The sequence below is a fragment of the Sphingomonas sp. OK281 genome, assembly GCF_900115295.1.
GTDB lineage: Bacteria > Pseudomonadota > Alphaproteobacteria > Sphingomonadales > Sphingomonadaceae > Sphingomonas.
In genome coordinates this window covers 916910-935278 of sequence record NZ_FOVZ01000001.1, presented here as the reverse complement: position 1 = coordinate 935278, position 18369 = coordinate 916910, and the positions used below count along the sequence as shown (strand labels likewise).

Below are 18369 nucleotides of genomic sequence, written 5' to 3'. Positions count from 1 at the left end.
CCCCAAGGGAGAGGGATTAAAAACTCATGCGTCGACAGTGATCACCCCGCGCCGGATCTGGTCCAGCTCGATCGACTCGTACAACGCCTGGAAATTACCGTTGCCGAAGCCTTCATTCCCCTTGCGCTGGATGATCTCGAAGAAGATCGGCCCGAACATGTTCTCGGTGAAGATCTGGAGCAATAGTCCCTCCTCGCCGACATTGCCGTCGATCAGGATCCGGTTGCGGCGCAGGCGCTCCAGGTCGTGGCCGTGGTTCGGCACGCGCTTGTCGACCAGCTCGTAATAGGTCTCGATCGTGTCCTGCAGCTTGACGCCGCGGGCGCGCAGCTTCTCGACCGTCTCGAAGATATCGTCGGTGGTCAGCGCCAGATGCTGGATGCCTTCGCCGTTGTAATCCTTGATGAATTCCTCGATCTGGCTCTTGTCGTCCTGGCTCTCGTTGAGCGGGATGCGGATCGCGCGGTCGGGGGCAATCATCGCCTGGCTGAACAGCCCGGTCGCCTTGCCCTTGATGTCGAAATACTTCTGCTCCTCGAAGCCGAAGATCTGGCCGTAGAACTCCGCCCAGGTCCGCATCTGGCCACGCTTCACGTTGTGCGTGAGGTGATCGAGCAGATCGAGCCCGACGTTGTTAGCGGCTTCCGCTTCGGCCGCGCCCGGAACCGAATTCCAGTCGTCGTACAGGCTGCCGGCCGCGCCATGCCTGTCAACGAGATACAGCAGCGAACCACCGATTCCCTCAAGCACATAGCTGCCCTCGCCGAGCGCGCCCATGCTGGCATCTGCCGCCTTGGCGCCGCGTGCGAGCGCCGCGTCGAACGCTTCCTTGGCGTCATGAACGCGGAACGCCATGCCGCTCGCCGACGGGCCGTGATCCGCGCGGAACGCTGCCGCATGACCACCGTCCTCGCGGTTGAGCAACAGGTTGATGCGGCCCTGCTTGTAGCGCGTGACGGCCTTGGTGGGGTGAGTCGAGGCGGCGACGAACCCGAACTGCTCAAACTGCGCGGCCATCCGGTCGGGATCGGGCGAGGTGAACTCGGCGAACTCGAACCCGTCGAGACCCATCGGGTTTACGTCCATATGGTCCATGATCACATCCTGACAATTGGTATCCGTTGTTACCAATCTGGCGGCTTGAACAACTGGTGTCAATCGTTACGATTTTGATATGCCCAACTCCGATGCCACCCGCGCACTCGTCCTGGACGATTTCATCCCGTATCGCCTGTCGATCACCTCGAACCTCGTCAGCGAGGCGGTGGCGGACACGTACGAAGCGCTGTTCGGGCTGACGATCCCCGAGTGGCGGCTGGTGACGGTGGTGGCGGAAGCCGGCGGGATTACGCAGCAGCAGATCGGCCAGCAGACCCGCATGGATAAGGTGACCGTCAGCCGCGCCGCGATCGCGCTGGTCGAGCGCGGGTTAATGCACAGGCACGCAAATCCCGAGGACCGCCGATCGCACCTGTTGCGTCTCACGGACGACGGCCACACGCTTTATGCCTCGGTCGCGCCGAAAGCGCTCGACCTCGAACGCCGCATCTTTGCCGGGTTTTCGGAGGCGGAGGTGAAGCAGTTCGTGGCAATGTTGCGACGGATCGACGCCGTGACGATCGACCTCGTTCAGGATTCCCACGGTGGCATCGGCGACCAGAGACCGCGCAGGTAATCGAGCAACGCGGTCGTGCCCGACGACACGGGGCCGCGCGCATGTACTGCGTAGATGCCGACCTCCGCCGATCCGGCCAATTCGGGCAGGACCCGCACGAGTCTACCGCTCGCGAGATCCGCGCTGACATCCCATAGCGAGCGCAGCGCGATGCCGACGCCCGCCAGCGTGAGTTCGCGCACGACCTCGCTGGAATTGGTTGCGACATAGCTTCGGCGGTCGATCGTGACGTCTCCGTCGGGGCCGGCAAGGCGCCACGGCATCTGACCTTTCGCTGCGAGCAGGCGGTGCTCCTTCAGATCGGCGGCGTCGTTCGGCGCGCTGTAATTCGGTGCAGCACAGAGGACGCGACGGCTGTCGGCGAGGCGATAGCCGGTGAGGCTCGGCGGTACGGCCAGGGCGATCCGGATCGCCAAGTCGAGTCGGTCGCCGATGACGTCCGAGAAGCCGTCCGATAGGTCGAGGTCGAGTTCGATCGCCGGATACGCGTCGAGGAACGGCTTCAGGTGCGGGGCGATGTGGAGGCGACCGAACGACGTTGGGGCGCTGACCCGCAATGGCCCGGCGGGCGTATCCGCGCGCTCCGATACCCGCGCCTCGGCGTCGCGGATCGCCGCGAGTATCTCCACCATGTCGCGATGATACGCCGCGCCGCGCGCGGTGAGGTCGAGGCGGCGAGTGGTCCGGTTGAGCAACCGCACGCCGAGCCGGGCCTCCAGCCGCGCGATCCGCTTCGACACCATCGCCGGCGAGATACCCATCGAACGCCCCGCCGCACTCAGGCTGGCGGTTCGCACGACTTCGGCGAAGAGGACGATATCCGGATCCATTCGTTCTCCAGGCGATCAGCAGCTTTCGGTTTATAGTGTCTAGCGGCGAAGGTGGCGCGCGTCTATCGTGCCGGCAGAGCATAGGAGAGCAGCATGGCCCAGATGATCGACACCTATCAGCATCGGGCGGGTCTGAAGATCGCCGCATCGCTGGCGGACTTCATCGAGACGCAGGCGCTGCCAGGGACGGGTCTCGATGCAGCGCCGTTCTGGCAGGGTGTGTCCGATATTTACGCCCGCTTCGCCCCCGAGAATGCCAGACTGCTGACCGTCCGCGACGACCTCCAGACGAAGATCGACACCTGGCACGAAACCCGCACCGGCAAGCCGATCGAGCAGGCCGAGTACCAAGTGTTCCTGCGCGAGATCGGCTATCTGGTCGACGAGCCTGCGCCGTTCGCGGTTGCGCCAACCAACGTCGATGCGGAGGTCGCCTCGCTCGCGGGAGCGCAACTGGTGGTGCCGATCCTCAACGCCCGCTTCCTGCTCAACGCTGCGAACGCACGCTGGGGGAGCCTGTACGATGCGCTCTACGGTACCGATGCGATCCCCGGCGCGGCATCCGGCAAGGGCTATGACACGGCGCGCGGCGCGCAGGTTATCGCATGGGCGAAGGCATTTCTCGACGACGCCGTGCCCCTGGCGAGCGGGCCGTGGACTAACTGGACCGGGGGTACGCCTGAACTTGCCGATCCGGGCCAGCTAGTTGGGCATGCCAGCAACAATATTCTGTTACGTCACAACGGCCTGCACATCGAACTCGTGATCGACTCTGAGCATGCGATCGGTCGCGACGACCCTGCGAACCTCGCCGACGTCGTGCTCGAATCCGCGCTGAGCACGATCGCCGATCTGGAGGATTCGATCGCCGCGGTCGATGCCGAAGACAAGGTCGCCGCCTACGCCAATTGGCTAGGGCTGATGAAGGGCGACCTTACCGCCAGCTTCGACAAGGGCGGCCGCACGGTCACGCGGTCGCTCGAACCGGATCGCAGCTATACCGCTCCTGACGGCAGCGCTTTCACGCTCCCCGGCCGCAGCCTGATGTTCGTGCGCAACGTCGGTCACCTGATGACTACGCCCGCGATCCTGCTCTCAAACGGCAATGAGGCGCCTGAGGGGATACTCGACGGCATCGTCACGTCGCTGATCGGCTTACACGACCTGAAGACCACCGGCCCGATCCGCAACAGCCGCGCGAGCTCGATCTACATCGTCAAGCCGAAGATGCACGGCCCCGACGAAGCCGCCTTCACCAACCGGCTGTTCGATGCGATCGAGGACCTGCTCGGTCTCGCGCGCCATACGATCAAGGTCGGCGTGATGGACGAGGAGCGCCGCACCTCGGCAAACCTCGCCGCCTGCATCGCCGCGGTGAAGGACCGCGTGGTGTTCATCAACACCGGCTTCCTCGATCGGACCGGTGACGAGATGCACACCTCGATGCGGGCCGGGCCGATGATCCGAAAGGGCGACATGAAGGCCTCCTCGTGGATCAAGGCGTATGAGGATCGCAACGTCCAGATCGGGCTCGCCTGCGGCCTGAGCGGCAAGGCGCAGATCGGCAAGGGCATGTGGGCCGCGCCCGACCGAATGGCGGACATGCTCGAGCAGAAGATCGCGCATCCGATGACCGGGGCGAACACGGCGTGGGTACCGTCGCCGACCGCGGCCACGCTGCACGCGACGCACTATCACCGCGTCGACGTGTTCGCGCGGCAGTCGGAGCGCAAGGCCGAGCCGATCGCCTCGCTCGATGCGCTGCTGACGATCCCGGTCGCGAGCGGGCATAACTGGCAGCCGGACGAAGTTCGCGAGGAACTGGAGAACAATGCGCAGGGGATTCTCGGCTATGTCGTGCGCTGGGTCGACCAGGGCGTAGGCTGTTCGAAGGTGCCGGACATCCACGACATCGGCCTGATGGAGGACCGCGCGACGCTGCGGATCAGTTCGCAGCACATGGCGAACTGGCTCCTCCACGGCATCGCCACGCCCGACGAGGCGGATGCGGCACTGCGGCGGATGGCGGCGAAGGTCGATGCGCAGAACGCGGGCGATCCGCTGTACCGGCCGATGGCGGGGCATGAGGACGACAGCCTCGCATTCCAGGCCGCCCGCGCGCTCGTGTTCGATGGCCTGACGCAGCCGAGCGGTTATACCGAGCCACTGCTCCACGCGTTCCGCGCGCGGGCAAAGCAAAGGGACGCCGCCTGATGCCACTCTACGAGATCGAGGGTAAACGCCCGACGCTGGCCGACGACGTCTGGGTCGCGCCGTCCGCCGACGTGATCGGCGACGCGCGGCTAAGCGAGGGGGCCAGCGTCTGGTTCGGCGCAGTGATCCGCGCGGACAACACGCCGATCCTCGTCGGCGCGCGCACCAATATCCAGGAGGGCGCGATGCTGCACTCCGATCCCGGCGCGCCGCTTACAATCGGTGTGGGCTGCACGATCGGCCATCACGTGATCCTTCACGGCTGCACGATCGGCGACAACGTGCTGGTCGGGATGGGCGCGACGATCCTCAACAACGCGGTGATCGGCGACAACTGCCTGATCGGCGCGAATGCTCTGGTGACGGAAGGGAAGATATTTCCGGCGGGAAGCCTGATCGTCGGCGCCCCGGCCAAAGCCGTACGCGAACTGACTCCGGAAGCGATCGCGGGGCTGAAGATGTCCGCAGCAGCGTATGCGGCAAGACAGCGCGTGTACGCCGAGGGCCTGAGACTGGTCGAAGTTTAAGATCCTCCCCCGTCAGGGGGAGGATCTTATGGGCGGCCTTAGAAGCTCACCCGACCACCGAGCGACAGCACGACCGCCGAGGCGTTGCGCAGCGCACCCGAGGTCAGGATGTTGGTCTGCGCGGCAGTGCCGACATATGCGGCCGTGACACGGTCGATCGTCGTGTTCTCGAAGTCGACATATTGCGCAGCGGCGTCGAGCGCGATGTGACGCGAGAGCTGGTACGAGCCACCGGCCGCATAGGTCCAGCGATCGGCATCGGGCACGCGTGCGTCGCGCGAGCCGTCCTGCGTCGGCGACTTGGTACGCTGCAGGCCGGCACGCACCGTGAGCTTCGGCGTGACGGCATAGTCGAAGCCACCCGCGAGGCTCCAGCTATCCATGTAGTTCTCGGGGATCGCGGTGTTCAGCGGCGCGCCGAGATCGATCGTGTCGAACTTGCTCCAGTTGTACGCGACGACCTGCGCGTTGAGCGTCAGCTTGTCGGTGCCGCGGAACCGGCCCGCGACGATCACCTGGCCCGGCGTGTTGAACGCGGCCTTGGCGCCCGACACCGTGGTGTTCGACGACGCGAGCGGACCGACGAGACCGCTGACGGTGAGATCGCCCTTCAGGTTATGCCGGATGCTCGACTTGTAGCTGATGCCGACCGTCGCGAAGTCGTTGTGGAGCTGGACGCCCGCGGTCCAGCCGAAGTCCCAACCGTCGCCGCTCAGTTCCTGGCGACCGTCAGGCAGCGAGGCGAGCAGGTTGGGCAGCGCGTTGCTCAAGGTCGCGTCGGTATATTCGACGTTCAATGCACCGCCGACGCGCAACCAGTCGGTCACCGCCACGCCGATCGACGGCTGGATGTCGATCGTCCGCAGCCGCGTCTTGTCGGCGCTGTACCGTGCCCAGCTGTCGGCGTCGTAGTTGGTCGTGAAGCTGAACGGCGAGGTCACCGCGAGGCCGACCGCGATCCGGTCGGTCAGCGGATACGCGATCGCACCCGACGGCACGACGCCCTTGTTGATCGGATCACGCGAGTTCGACTGACCGCTGATCCCGGTGCAGGCCTGGCCCGGGCGGCAGATCCGCGTGCCCGTGTCGACCACGTCACCCTTGGGCAGGATCGCGGACGCGCTGAGCGTCGCGCTGCCGTCGCGAATACCCGCGATCGCGGCCGGGTTCCACCACAGCGAGTCAGGACCGGTATCGGCGCCTTCGCCCGAGAACGCGCGGCCGGCGCCACGCGCGGACTGCGCCTGGAGATAGAAGGCGTCGGCATAGGCGGTGCTGGCGAATCCGAACGCCGAAACAAGGGCGGAGACGGCGAGCAGCGGGGCTTTGGTGCGCAGAATCATGAGAAAGTCCTGAAAGCTGTACTGATGATGGAAGAAGATCGAGCAGCGCGTCAGCGCACGCGCATCCAGGTTTGCGTCTTGCAGAGCGGGAAGAAGACGCAGCCGCGCAGCTTGAGCTGGTTCGCGCCGACCGGGGTGATCTTGCCGCTATAGGTCTTGCCGTCCTCGGCATTGTAGACCTGGCCGCTGCTCCACACGCCGTTCGTGTCGGGCTTGAACCCGCTAAGCATCTGCATCCCCTGGATCGGGCGATTGCGCAGCGCGGTGTTCGCATTGTTCGCGTCCTTCATCGAAGGATTGGCGCGAAGCGCATCGGAGGTGAGGATCTTGCCGCAGATCGACGGGCCGCAACGGGCGATCTCGACGATGGCGTTGTGCGTCTCGGTCTTCCAGCGGCCGATGACGGTCTCGGGCGTTGCAGACGCGCCGGCGAGCAGGGCGGTGGCGATCAACAGGGACATCTTCTATCCTCTCCTAGTGTCGTTGGTGACGCCGCATGCGTGCGGTCGTCGAATTTCTCGTAAGGCCGTCGACGTTACCGCGACCCTGTTGCCGTATACGGCAGTTACCGATCCCGACTAGAATTGTACGAAGACAAGTCAAGTCTTCTTACTGATTCCGGCTGGTGAAAAAGTGTTCACATGCCTTTTCCCGTCATTCCCGCGGAGGCGGGAACCCATAAGCGCTAACGTTGCGATCACGCTGCAAAGTCAGCCCTTATGGGGCCCCGCCTGCGCGAGGATGACGAAGGTCAGTTCCGAAGGGGCTTGCCGGTCTGCAGCATGTGGACCACCCGAGCCTGCGTCCGCGGATCCTTCACGCTCGCCATGAACGCCGCGCGTTCCAGGTCGAGCAACTGGTCCTCGGTCACGGTGTCGACCAGATCGGCCTCGCCCCCGGTCAGCACCTCGGCAAGACGATCCGCGACGACGAGGTCGTAGTCGGTCGCCATGCCCTTCTTGTGGAAGTCCGCCACCGCCATGTTCAGCCCCGTCCGGCCGCTCGCGCCCGCCAGTCGGAAGGTCGGCTTCTCCGGCGCAACATAGCCCTCGACCATCGACAACGCCTTGGCCTTCGCATCCGCCAGCAACCGGTCGCGGTTCATCGTGATGCCATCGGCCTTGCGCAGGATCATCATCTCCTTCGCCTCCGCCGCCGACTTGGCGACCTGAGCGGTGGAGACCGCCTGGAACACCTTGGTCAGCACCGGCATAGGCCCGTTCGGGAGCGTGCGCGACTTGGTCCAGCGGTCGAGCATCTCGCCATTGCCGCCCCAGCCGGGAACGAGCCCGACGCCGCATTCGACGAGGCCGGCATAGGTCTCCGCATGCGCCTGCACCGCGTCCGAGTGGAGCAGGATCTCGCATCCGCCGCCAAGCGCGAGCCCGGCCGGCGCGCTGACGACCGGGAAGGGCGCATATTTCAGCGCCTTGTACGCCTGTTGCCCGCCCGCGACGCTGGCCTCGACCATGTCCCACAAGCCCGCGCCGACCGCGAACATCGCCGCGCCCAGGTTCGCGCCCGCCGAGAAGTTCGACGCCTCGTTATACACCACCAGCGCGTTGAAGCGCTCGCGGACGACCGGGATAGCCTCGTTGATGAGCGCCACGACCTGATCGTCGAGCGCGTTCATTTTGGTGTGGAACTCGAGCGCCGCGACGCCATTGCCGACATCCCAGAGCGATGCCGACAGGTTCGTGAGGATCGGCTGCGAACGGAGCTTGATGTCCTCCAGCAGCTCGACACCGTCCGCACGCGGCACGTCGGCATACTCGCCGCCAGCCGTGAGATACTGGCGCTGGCCGTTCTCGACGCGGTAGAACGGACGATCGCCCGCGGTCGTCAGGATCGCAGGAACGTCGCGACCTTCCTCGGCAAGGCGCGCGGCGAGCACGCCGGGACCCATCCGGTCGATCAGCTCGAACGGCCCGTATTTCCAATTATACCCAAGCTTCATCGCGTCATCGATCGCGACGACATCGTCCGCCGCCTCGCCGACGAGCATCGCTGCGTAGGACAGCACGCTGCCAAGAATTGTCCATGCATAAGTGCCGATCTTGCCCGGCTCGGCGATCAGCGCCGCTATGTCCTTGCCGGTCTTGCCCGGCAACTCCGCGGGCTTGGCTTCCGCACGATACTCGGCGGTCGCGAGATCGAGCGACAACTTAGTCCGCGTCGCCTTGTCGAAGCGGTAGAAGCCGCCCTTGCCCTTGCGGCCGGTGAACCCTTCCGCGATCATCTTGTCGACCAGCGGCAGCGGGCGGACCGTATCGAAATACGGATCGCCAGCGGGGAGCGTGGACGACAGGCTCTTCGACAGCAGCGGCATCAGGTCGACGCCGACGAGGTCGACGAGCCCGAAGATGCCCGTCTTCGGCACGCCCATCGGACGGCCACCGATCTGGTCGGCTTCCTCCACGGTCAGCCCCTGGTCCATCGCCGCGTTGATCGCGATCGCCAGCCAGTAGGTGCCGATGCGGTTGGCGATGAAGCCCGGCGTGTCCTTCGCCCGCACGATCCGCTTGCCCATGAAGCGATCGACGAAATCCTCGACCTTCTCCGCGACCGCGACGTCGGTGTGCTCGCCGCGGACGATCTCGACCAGCCGCATGTAGCGCGGCGGGTTGAAGAAGTGCGTGATGAGGAAGTCGGCCTTGAACTGGTCCGACCGCCCCTCAACGAGGTTGCCAAGCGGGATCGTCGACGTGTTCGACGACACCGCGGTGCCCGGACGCTTGAGCGCCTCGAGCTTGGCATAGAGCGCCTGCTTGATGTCGAGCCGTTCGACGATCGCCTCGACGATCCAGTCGCACTCGGCGACCCGGTCGAGATGATCATCGATGTTGCCCGTCTCGACCAGCTTGGCCGCACGCTTCGACATGAAGGGGGCGGGGTCGGTCTTGAGCATCTTGGCGACCGCGCCCTTCGCCACTGCATCACGATCGTCCCCCTCGCGAGGAACGATGTCGAGCAGCAGCACCGGGATCCCAGCGTTCGCGACCTGCGCAGCAATACCTGCGCCCATCACGCCTGCGCCGATGACGCAGACCTTCTTCACAGCGTCGACCATCATGCGCGCTCCAGCACCGTAGCGATGCCCTGACCGCCGCCAATGCACTGGGTAGCGAGCGCATAACGGCCACCTTCGCGCGCCAAAAGCGATGCCGCCTTGCCGACGATCCGCGCGCCGGTCGCACCGAGCGGATGACCGATCGCGATCGCGCCGCCATCGAGGTTGATCGTCTCGTCCTTCAGCCCGAGGTCGCGGATGCAGGCGATCGCTTGGCTCGCGAACGCCTCGTTGATCTCGACCACGTCGAGGTCGGCGACGGTGATCCCGGCGCGCTCCAGCGCCTTCTTCGACGCACCGATCGGGCCAAGCCCCATCGTCTCGGGCGCGCAGCCCGACACGCCGATCGACTTGATCCGCGCGAGGATCGTCAGCCCGTGCTTCTTGGCGAACTCTTCCGAGGTGACCAGCACCGCCGACGCGCCATCTGTCAGCGGCGACGACGTGCCGGCGGTCACCGAGCCATCCGCGCTGAACGCGGGCTTCAGGCCAGCGAGCGCTTCGGTCGTCGTGCCGGCGCGGATCGTGCCGTCCTGGCTGACCGGACCCGCCTTGGTCTGGATCGTCACGATCTCGTCGGACAAGCGGCCATCGGCGCGCGCGTCGGCAGCCTTGTCCTGGCTCTTCACCGCGAACGCATCCTGTTCGGCGCGCGTGATCTGGTACTGCCGCGCGACGTTCTCGGCGGTCTCGCCCATGCCCATGTACGCGCCGGCGCTCTTCTTCGCGAGCTCTGGGTTGGGGAGGGGGTTGTAGCCGCCCATCGGCACCCGGCTCATCGATTCGAGGCCCGCGCAGATGAACGCCTCGCCCGCGCCGACCGCGATCTGGCCGTAAGCGATATGGATCGCGCTCATCGACGAGCCGCAGAACCGGTTGACGGTCATGCCGCCGACCGAGATCGGCAGGTCGGCGATCTGCGCGATCAGCTTGGCGACGTTGAGGCCCTGCTCGCCCTCGGGGAACGCGCAACCGAGGATGATGTCCTCAATCTCGGCGGGATCGACACCGGTCTTGTCGAGCAACCCGCGAATCGTCTGCGCAGCGAGGTCGTCCGGACGGACGCGGGCGAGCTCGCCCTTGCCGGCGAGGTGGAACGGCGAACGGGCGTACCCGGCGATGACGACGTTGGTCACGATGATCCTCTCATATTGCGGTCGACCCGGTTAACGCTTGCGGGTTACCCTTAAGGTGCGATACCTCACCTTTACGTCAAGGTGAAGCGCCCGACAATATGGGTTTATGCGCACCGGGTTTGGAGAGCGAGATGCAGGAGACTTCCGTAGGTAACGCCGTCGGCGCGCCATTGCTGGGCGAGCCGCGTCTGCTGGGCGACATGCTCGACCTGTCGGTGCGCCGGTTCGGGTCGCGCAACGTGCTCGATTTTCTGGGCCGGACGCTGACCTATGCCGACCTCGGCGAGTCGGTCGACCGCGCCGCTCGCGGGCTCCAGGACAAGGGCGTCGTGAAGGGCACGCGCGTCGCGCTGTGCCTGCCGAACACGCCCTATTACCCGATCCTGTTCTTCGCGATTCTCAAGGCGGGCGGCATCGTCGTCAACGTCAACCCGCTCTATGTCGAGCGCGAGCTGGCGCATCTGCTCGAGGATTCGGGCGCGACGATCATCGCCACCTGCGACATCGCCGAAATCCACGCGCGCGTCCTCAAGGTCGCGGGGCAGATGGGCGTGAAGAACGTCATCACCTGCCCGATCGCCGGCGCGCTGCCGACGTTGAAGTCGATCGCCTATCGCATCTTCAAGCGCGCCGAGATCGGCCATGCGCCGAGCGATGCGCGCCATTCGACGTTCGACACACTATTGAAGGCGAAGGGCGCGCCGGCTCCCGTCGCGGTCTCCCCGGATGAGGTCGCGGTTCTGCAATATACCGGCGGCACGACCGGCGAGCCCAAGGCAGCGATGCTCAGCCACGCGAACCTCGTCGCGAACGCCGATGCGATGGTCGTGTTCGTCGGCGGCGAGCAGCCCCACCAAGATCGCGTGCTCGGCGCGCTGCCGCTGTTCCACGTCTTCGCGCTGACCACCGTGCTGACCTACTCGATCCGCACCGGCGCGGAGATGATCCTGATGCCGCGCTTCGAACTCGGGGCGTTGCTCAAGACGATTGCGCGGACCAAGCCGAGCTATTTCCCTGCGGTCCCGACGATCTACGCCGCGATCACGACGGCGGCCGAGACGCAGGCGATCGACCTGTCCTCGATCCATGCGTGCATCTCGGGCGGCGCACCGCTTCCCGCAGAGGTTCGCACCGCGTTCGAAGCGGCGACCGGCGCCAAGCTCGTCGAGGGTTACGGCCTGTCCGAAGCCTCGCCGATCATCACCTGCAATCCGATCGACGGCATCAACAAGCCGGGCTCGGCGGGCTTGCCCTTTCCCGGCACGACGATCGAAATCCGCGACCGCGAGGACCCGACCCGGCTGCTGCCCGCGGGTGAGAATGGCGAAATCTGCGCGCGGGGCCCCCAGGTCACGCAAGGCTATTGGCACAAGCCCGCCGCCACCGCCGAGCTGTTCGCGGACGGCGCGCTACGCACCGGCGATGTGGGGCACCTCGACGCGGACGGCTATCTGTTCATCGTCGACCGGATCAAGGATTTGATCCTGGCGGGCGGCTACAACGTCTATCCGCGCGTGATCGAGGAAGCGTTGTACGAACACCCCGCGGTGCTCGAAGCCGTGGTGATCGGCGTGCCCGACAAATACCGCGGTCAGGCGCCCAAGGCGTTCGTCGTGCTGGCCGAAGGTGCGGCTGCTACCCCGCTCGAACTACGCGATTTTCTCCGCGACAAGATCAGCAAGATCGAGCTTCCCCGCGAGGTGGAAATTCGCAACAGTCTGCCCAAGACGCTGATCGGCAAGCTATCCAAAAAGGAACTTGTCGCTGAAGAAGCCGCAAAGGCAGCAGCGTCGGAGGCGAGGGGAGTAGACGCGTGAACGACCGACAGGACGATCTTACCGGCATACAGGAGGTATCGCGCATGCTCGGTGTGAGCGCGCGGACGTTGCGGTTCTACGAGGACAAGGGGCTGATCGAGCCCTGCCGGATCGGCACCACGCGGGTCTACACGCGGCGGGAAGTCGCCCGGATGCAGCTGATCCTGCGCGGTAAACGTCTCGGTTTCACGCTGCGCGACATCGAGGAGTTCCTCGACCTCTACGACGCCGATCCGCAGCATGTGGAGCAGATGCGCGCGCTGGCCGAACGCTGCCGCCAGCGGATCGACCTGCTGGATGCCCAGCGCGAGGCGATCGTCCAGACCCGCGATGAGCTTGAGAAGATCGAGCAGGAAGCCCTCGCACGCATCCCCGCGGGCGACTGATCTGTGATTGCTCGTTAGAGACGAGTGCCAAGCCCATGACAACGATACCATTTGACGAGAATGCACCACCCCGGCGAAGGCCGGGGCCCAATTGGGAAAGCCGAGGTAACGACGCGCAGCGCTGATAAGCGACGTCCCCCAGTTGGGCCCCGGCCTCCGCCGGGGTGGTGCACAATATAAATCGAGGAACCGTAAAATCCTCCCCCGCCAGGGGGAGGTGGCTGGCTCTTGCCAGACGGAGGGGGAGGAAAGCGAAATCGCTGCCCCGTATCCTCCCCCTCCGTCACCTCCGGTGCCACCTCCCCCTTGCGGGGGAGGATTTCGAACGGTGTCCGCTGCGAAGCTTAAAGCCCCACCACGCCGCCATCGGTCTTCGTAATCACGATCGTCGCCGACCGCGGCCGCGAAGGCGTCGCCACCGCGCCCGCCTGATTAGCCGGCCAGCTGCTCGTGATGTTCGTCGGCCCGCCATTCTCACCCGGATGCTGGATGTTCACGAACAGGGACCGCCCGTCCGGCGTCGAGTGAATGCCCGTGATCTCGCATTCCTTCGGCCCGACCAGGAAGCGACGCAGTGCCGCCCCCGGTGCCTTGCCGACCCGTGTCGTCACCGAACCGGTCGCCGTACCGATCGTGTTCGTCACCGTCCGCGTACCGCCATCGTTGACGATCCCCGGTACAGACGCGAGCAGCATGCAGTTGGTGACGTCGGTATACGCGCCATCGTCGGTCTCGATCCACATCACCGGCGCGATCGTCCCCGAAGCGTTGCTCGGCAGGCCGAACCAGAGGCCATCGGGCGACGAGAAGTCGTTGGTCGCGTCGAGCCCCGACAGGTTGATGTTGGTCGCATCCAGATCGCTGCCCGCACCGAACGCATAGATGTCCCATGCGAAGGCCAGCGCCTCGGACGTGTCGCCGGTCTCGCGCAGGCGAATGATATGCCCGTTGGCGTTACCCGTAGTCTGGCCACCGGTGGTCTTCGGATCGACATAGGCACGCGGGTTCGGCGCATCCGCCGTTGCCACGGTGCGCGACGAATTGTTGGTCAGCGTGCAGTACATCTCGCCCGTCGCGGGATTGACCGCAGTCCACTCCGGCCGATCCATCCGCGTCGCGCCGAGCGCATCCGCGGCCAACCGCGTGTTGATCAACACGTCGACCTGGCTCGAAAACGGATACGCTGCGTTGGCGGAGGTGAGGGGCCCCTGACCAAACACCAGCGGCAGCCATTGCCCGCTACCGTCCGCTGCGAATTTCGCAACGTAAAGCGTTCCAGCATCGAGATACTTGTCGCCGATCGCCAGGCGGTTTGCAGCCGTCGCATCCGCAGCCGACCACGGCGTCGCCGACACGAACTTGTAGATATACTCGTTCTGCGCATCATCGCCCATGTAGAACGCCGGCTTCACGCCTGCGATCGTGCGGCCGATCTGGCACCCTTCATGGTTCATGCGACCCAGCGCGGTCCGCTTGCGCGGCGTCGAGGTTGCATCGAACGGATCGATCTCGACCACCCAGCCATACTGGAAGATTTCATTGCGGAAATCGCCCGTACCGTCGGCAGGCGCGCTGGCCTGGGCGGTGATGTTCCAGCGCGAGTAGAGCGTGCTGGTCGTGTCCGCGGGCGTCACCGTCGACCACCCGTAATTGCCGCCGGTGTTGCTCTCGGACTTGCCATAGCGCGTGAGCGAGGTGTTGGCCTTCACGCCGGCTGGGCCGCTTGCCGCGCGACGCGTTGCGTCACCCACTTCGCGCTTGAAATACCCGGCCCAGTTCTCTTCGTTCGTCAGGTACGTATGCCAAGGCATTGTGCCATTGGCACAATTGTTGATCGTGCCGCGCCCAGTCGTAGCGTCGGGCGAATAGCGCGTCTTGAGGCTGTCGGCACCACGGACCGGCCCCGAAAAGCTCATCGGGGTCAGTGGCGTGATCCGGCGGTTGAACGACGATGCGGTCGCGTAGCTCCAGGCGGTGGCGCGGTTGATCTCGATCACCGACACGCCGTGACACTCCATCTCCTTCAGGGCTTCGGCTTCGGGACGGACGCCACCGGTCGTGGTCGCACCGTTCGGATGCAGATAGGCCTGCGTGATGTTCTCATGGTTCAGGACGAGCAGGCCGCGCGTGTTGCCGTTGGCGTCCGGCGTCCCGGTCGCCGACATCCCGAAATAGCTCATGCCGTCGTGATGATCGCCCGCGCGCTTCGAGAAGGTCGCGTCCGTTCCGTCATTGGCATAGGCTCCGACGCCGCTGCCGATCGGATCACCCAGCCGGTACAATACGGTGACCGCATACCCTGCTGGAACTGCAACGACATCCGCGAGGCTCTTCGCAACTGCCGTGAACCCGAGCGACGCCGCGCCCACCGTCACGCTGGTGGTCGCCGTGACCGACCCGCTTGCCGACACGGCGGTGAACAGGAACGTCAGGACGGTGCCGGCCGCGGCGCCGGGTACGACGAACGTAGCGACCGTCGTCGCTGCGCCGGCCAGCGTGACCGTCGGCCCCGCGGTCTGCGTCCAGTTCACGCTGTCGACCTGGCCGATTGCCGCACCGGTCAGCGTCGCGACGCGACCAGCGGTCGAACTGCCACCGGCGGTTGCAGTCGCCGTCACGGGGTCCGAACCCCCGTCATTGTCGTCGTCACACCCGGTCAGCAGCATGCCGCCGAACACTGCTGCGGCGGTTGCCGACATGCCGCCCATCAACGTCTGGCGTCGCGAATAGCGCACGTCGATCAGATCGTTCAGATGCGGGTTGGTGGTCGGGTTGGCGTCGATATCGCCGTCGGTATAGATGGTCTCGAACGTCATGCTTGGTCCCCCCGGGATGGTTGTTTTCACGTTGCTCGGTGTCGAAGTCAGAATTTTGCGCCCAGCTCGACGCCGTAGAAGCGCGGCTCGCCGGCGATGTAGGTCGGGACGCCGAAGCTGCCGCCGGTGTTGCCCGCATCGATCAGGTAGCGCTTGTTGGTCGCGTTCCGGACGAAGCCACCGACGCTGTACTTGCCGCGCGCGAACTCCAGGCCAGCACGCAGGTTGACCAGCGTGAAGCCGCGCTGGCTGATCGCCTCGCTGTTCGGGATCTCGAAGAAGACCTTCGATTTGTACGTGACCGTCGGCGTTGCGTAGAGGGTCGCGGCACCCACCGGCACGCGCAGGAATGCGCCCGCCGATGCGGTGAACTTGGGCTGGAGACGGAAGCGACTGCCGCCATAATTGCCGTTCGCTTCGGTATCGCTGATCTTGCTGTCGATGTAGGCAAACGTACCGAACAGCGACAGAATGCGACCGAGTTTGAGGTTGCCTTCCAGCTCGACGCCAACGTTCTTGGCGGACCCGGCGCTCAGCGTGACGGCCGGGACCGTCTGCGTAGTGACCTGGAAACTGTCATACGTCTGGTAGAAAACGGATGCCGCACCACTGAATGGTCCGGCCCGCCCCTTGATCCCGCCTTCGTAGTTCCAGACGTTCTCCGGATCGACGATCGACAGGTTCGGCCCGACCCCGAAGGTCGTGTTCTGCGCCGACAGTTGGACGACCGGCGAGCGGCGGCCCTTGCTGACCGTCGCGTAGACGTTGACGTCGTCGGTCAGCCTCAGCAGCGCGTTGAAGCGCGGCAGGATCGCCGTGAAGCTCTTTTCCGCGACGAACTTGACGCCGTTGGTGTTGGCCGTTCCGAGCAGGCTCGTCTTCACGCCGAGCGCGGCCAGGATGACCGAGTTCGGCTGGATCGACGAATATCCCGACTGGCGGTCTTCGATCAGGATGCGGGCGCCAGCCGTCAGCTCCAGCTGTGGCACCGGGATGTAGGTCGCGTCGGCGAACACCGAATAGGCGTCGTTATTGCCGTAATTGGTGAATTCCGACGAATACGGGATTGAGGTCGCGCGGCCGCCGGTCAAGGCCGCGGTCGCCCGGGTCGCGGGCACCGTGCCGTTGGCCGCGACGCAACCCGTTCCGGTCGGGATGCCCGCCGCGTTCAGCGCGGACCGGATTCCAGCGAACGAAGAGGATACCGAGCAGGCGAGATACGTGCCTTCCTCGGTCGCGAAGGGCACGCGCTGGTAGCCGTTCTCGAAGAATGCGTTCCAGCCGACCGAGGCGCGGTATTTCGGGCCCTCGAAGGCGAAACGGCTTTCGTGGCTCCACTGGTCGCCCTTGGCATCCTCGGCGAACTCGAGATACGCGGCCGGGCCGCCGTCCGCGTCGAAGATCTCCAATGCGTCGAACCGGCGATAGCCGTTGACCGTGGTGAAGGTGACGCCCGGCGAGAGGTCCGCGGTGATCGTCAGGTTGGCGTCGTAGACGTTGCGGGTCAGGCCAAGCTTGCGCGCGCCCAGCACGCTCTCGCTGTTCGGCGAACCCGACAGTTCCGCATAACCATAATCGCCGGTCTGCCCGCCGGTCGGCGCGAACGCGCGGCTCTTGAACGCGGTCCCCGGATTGCGCTGCCCATCATAGGTGAGCACGAGATCGGCCGTAATGCTGTCGCTAGGCCGATAGCGCAGCGAGCCACGAACCCCCCGCTGATCCTGCCCATTCAAGTCATCCTGATCCACCCCCCCCTGATTCTGGTTCGGCACGTTGGCGTCGCCGGCGATGTTGCGGACATACCCCTTGCGATATTTGTACGCGAAGGCGATGCGGCCCGAGAGTATGTCGTTACCGGCGTTGAGGAAACCCGACACCTGCGTCCGGTCGAAATTGCCGTACGACGCGTCGATCCCGCCAGAGTATCCCGGCTGCGGCTTGTTCGAGATCAGGCTGATCGCGCCGACGGCGGCGGCGGTGCCGAACAACGTCGCCTGCGGACCCTTCACGACCTCGATCCGCTCGAGGTCGTACAGATCCTGCCACGCGCCGCGCGACCGACTGATGTCGATGCCGTTGTAGTAGAGCGTCACACGCGCGCCCTGCTGCGAAGAGCCGTTGTCCGAGGTAATGCCGCGGATCACGAAACCGGGGTTGTTCGCGCTTTGCTCCTGAACCTGGAGGCCCGGGATGAAGGCGGCGACCTCATCGAGTTCCGATACGCCGATCGCCGCCATGCGGGCGCCGGTAAGCGCCGTGACGGTGACGGGAACGTCGGCAATCCGCTGCTCGCGCTTCTGCGCGGTGACCACGATCTCGTCTGCGCTGAGATCGTCCTGGCTGCTGTCGCCGTCTGCCTGTGTGTCCGATTGTTGCGCCGACGCCTGTGCCAGTGCCGCGGTCGAGCAGGTGGTGGCGAGCGCCGCCAACGCCAGACGCGTGAAGATTGGTATCATTAATGTCCCCCTTGTTGCCGACGCACTAGGCGAGGGGGATGACGTTTCGAAGGCGTCTTCATGAAAGGAAAATGACTATTTAGTAACGACGCTGTCACA

General features: G+C 65.2%; 13 protein-coding genes. 5 read left to right on the top strand and 8 right to left on the bottom strand.

Features of this window, described 5'->3' with window-relative positions; all coding sequences use genetic code 11:
• Nucleotides 1-24 precede the first annotated feature (24 nt).
• A complete protein-coding gene (hppD, locus tag BM244_RS04305; RefSeq protein WP_093397588.1) occupies nt 25-1095 on the bottom strand; it encodes a 4-hydroxyphenylpyruvate dioxygenase in 1071 nt (356 codons plus the stop codon).
• Nucleotides 1096-1174: 79 nt separating this feature from the next.
• Here hppD and BM244_RS04300 point away from each other — a divergent pair, with 79 nt between their 5' ends.
• Nucleotides 1175-1675 (top strand): MarR family winged helix-turn-helix transcriptional regulator, encoded by a 501-nt coding sequence (locus BM244_RS04300; RefSeq protein ID WP_175518046.1) that lies wholly within the window; start codon nt 1175-1177, stop codon nt 1673-1675.
• Here BM244_RS04300 and BM244_RS04295 read toward each other — a convergent pair.
• Nucleotides 1630-2505 (bottom strand): LysR family transcriptional regulator, encoded by an 876-nt coding sequence (locus tag BM244_RS04295; protein ID WP_093397586.1) that lies wholly within the window; start codon nt 2503-2505, stop codon nt 1630-1632. The genes BM244_RS04300 and BM244_RS04295 overlap by 46 nt on opposite strands.
• Before the next feature lie 93 nt (nt 2506-2598).
• Between BM244_RS04295 and BM244_RS04290 the strand changes: the two genes are divergently transcribed.
• Together BM244_RS04290 and BM244_RS04285 are read left to right on the top strand one after the other, a co-directional pair.
• The gene (locus BM244_RS04290; RefSeq protein WP_175518044.1) at nt 2599-4719 is read left to right on the top strand and encodes a malate synthase G; all 2121 of its coding nucleotides are present in this window, start codon (nt 2599-2601) and stop codon (nt 4717-4719) included.
• On the top strand, nt 4719-5246 hold the full coding sequence (locus BM244_RS04285; RefSeq protein ID WP_093397585.1) for a gamma carbonic anhydrase family protein: 528 nt from the start codon (nt 4719-4721) through the stop codon (nt 5244-5246). Before BM244_RS04290 ends, BM244_RS04285 begins: the two co-directional genes overlap by 1 nt.
• A gap of 38 nt (nt 5247-5284) precedes the next feature.
• Here BM244_RS04285 and BM244_RS04280 read toward each other — a convergent pair whose 3' ends face one another.
• The 4 genes from BM244_RS04280 to BM244_RS04265 form a co-directional block, all read right to left on the bottom strand.
• Nucleotides 5285-6589: an OmpP1/FadL family transporter gene (locus tag BM244_RS04280; RefSeq protein ID WP_093397583.1), complete on the bottom strand. Its 1305-nt coding sequence runs from the start codon at nt 6587-6589 to the stop codon at nt 5285-5287.
• 50 nt (nt 6590-6639) lie between these two features.
• Nucleotides 6640-7050, bottom strand: coding sequence for a DUF2147 domain-containing protein (locus BM244_RS04275; RefSeq protein ID WP_093397582.1), 411 nt, complete (start codon nt 7048-7050; stop codon nt 6640-6642).
• Nucleotides 7051-7340: 290 nt separating this feature from the next.
• On the bottom strand, nt 7341-9659 hold the full coding sequence (locus BM244_RS04270; protein ID WP_093397580.1) for a 3-hydroxyacyl-CoA dehydrogenase/enoyl-CoA hydratase family protein: 2319 nt from the start codon (nt 9657-9659) through the stop codon (nt 7341-7343).
• Entirely contained in the window at nt 9659-10795 is a 1137-nt protein-coding gene (locus BM244_RS04265; protein WP_093397579.1) for a thiolase family protein, read from the bottom strand. Before BM244_RS04265 ends, BM244_RS04270 begins: the two co-directional genes overlap by 1 nt.
• 131 nt (nt 10796-10926) lie before the next feature.
• Here BM244_RS04265 and BM244_RS04260 point away from each other — a divergent pair, with 131 nt between their 5' ends.
• Nucleotides 10927-12612, top strand: coding sequence for a long-chain-fatty-acid--CoA ligase (locus tag BM244_RS04260; RefSeq protein ID WP_254784258.1), 1686 nt, complete (start codon nt 10927-10929; stop codon nt 12610-12612).
• Nucleotides 12609-12998 carry a MerR family transcriptional regulator gene (locus BM244_RS04255; protein ID WP_093397577.1) on the top strand — a complete coding sequence of 130 codons (390 nt, stop codon included), beginning with the start codon at nt 12609-12611 and terminating at the stop codon, nt 12996-12998. Before BM244_RS04260 ends, BM244_RS04255 begins: the two co-directional genes overlap by 4 nt.
• A 344-nt stretch (nt 12999-13342) precedes the next feature.
• On the opposite strand, the gene BM244_RS04250 is transcribed toward BM244_RS04255, so the two are convergent.
• Together BM244_RS04250 and BM244_RS04245 are read right to left on the bottom strand one after the other, a co-directional pair.
• The gene (locus BM244_RS04250; RefSeq protein ID WP_093397576.1) at nt 13343-15814 is read right to left on the bottom strand and encodes a PhoX family protein; all 2472 of its coding nucleotides are present in this window, start codon (nt 15812-15814) and stop codon (nt 13343-13345) included.
• Nucleotides 15815-15861: 47 nt separating this feature from the next.
• On the bottom strand, nt 15862-18270 hold the full coding sequence (locus tag BM244_RS04245; RefSeq protein WP_093397574.1) for a TonB-dependent receptor: 2409 nt from the start codon (nt 18268-18270) through the stop codon (nt 15862-15864).
• Between the last annotated feature and the right edge of the window lie 99 nt (nt 18271-18369).

What these genes read in the sequence shown, in the direction of transcription:
- BM244_RS04260 (WP_254784258.1), top strand. Translation starts at nt 10,927, where the DNA reads ATGCAGGAGACTTCCGTAGGTAACGCCGTCGGCGCGCCATTGCTGGGC.
- BM244_RS04295 (WP_093397586.1), bottom strand. Translation starts at nt 2,505, where the DNA reads ATGGATCCGGATATCGTCCTCTTCGCCGAAGTCGTGCGAACCGCCAGC.
- BM244_RS04280 (WP_093397583.1), bottom strand. Translation starts at nt 6,589, where the DNA reads ATGATTCTGCGCACCAAAGCCCCGCTGCTCGCCGTCTCCGCCCTTGTT.
- BM244_RS04250 (WP_093397576.1), bottom strand. Translation starts at nt 15,814, where the DNA reads ATGACGTTCGAGACCATCTATACCGACGGCGATATCGACGCCAACCCG.
- BM244_RS04285 (WP_093397585.1), top strand. Translation starts at nt 4,719, where the DNA reads ATGCCACTCTACGAGATCGAGGGTAAACGCCCGACGCTGGCCGACGAC.
- BM244_RS04275 (WP_093397582.1), bottom strand. Translation starts at nt 7,050, where the DNA reads ATGTCCCTGTTGATCGCCACCGCCCTGCTCGCCGGCGCGTCTGCAACG.
- BM244_RS04300 (WP_175518046.1), top strand. Translation starts at nt 1,175, where the DNA reads ATGCCCAACTCCGATGCCACCCGCGCACTCGTCCTGGACGATTTCATC.
- hppD (WP_093397588.1), bottom strand. Translation starts at nt 1,095, where the DNA reads ATGGACCATATGGACGTAAACCCGATGGGTCTCGACGGGTTCGAGTTC.
- BM244_RS04290 (WP_175518044.1), top strand. Translation starts at nt 2,599, where the DNA reads ATGGCCCAGATGATCGACACCTATCAGCATCGGGCGGGTCTGAAGATC.
- BM244_RS04270 (WP_093397580.1), bottom strand. Translation starts at nt 9,659, where the DNA reads ATGGTCGACGCTGTGAAGAAGGTCTGCGTCATCGGCGCAGGCGTGATG.
- BM244_RS04245 (WP_093397574.1), bottom strand. Translation starts at nt 18,270, where the DNA reads ATGATACCAATCTTCACGCGTCTGGCGTTGGCGGCGCTCGCCACCACC.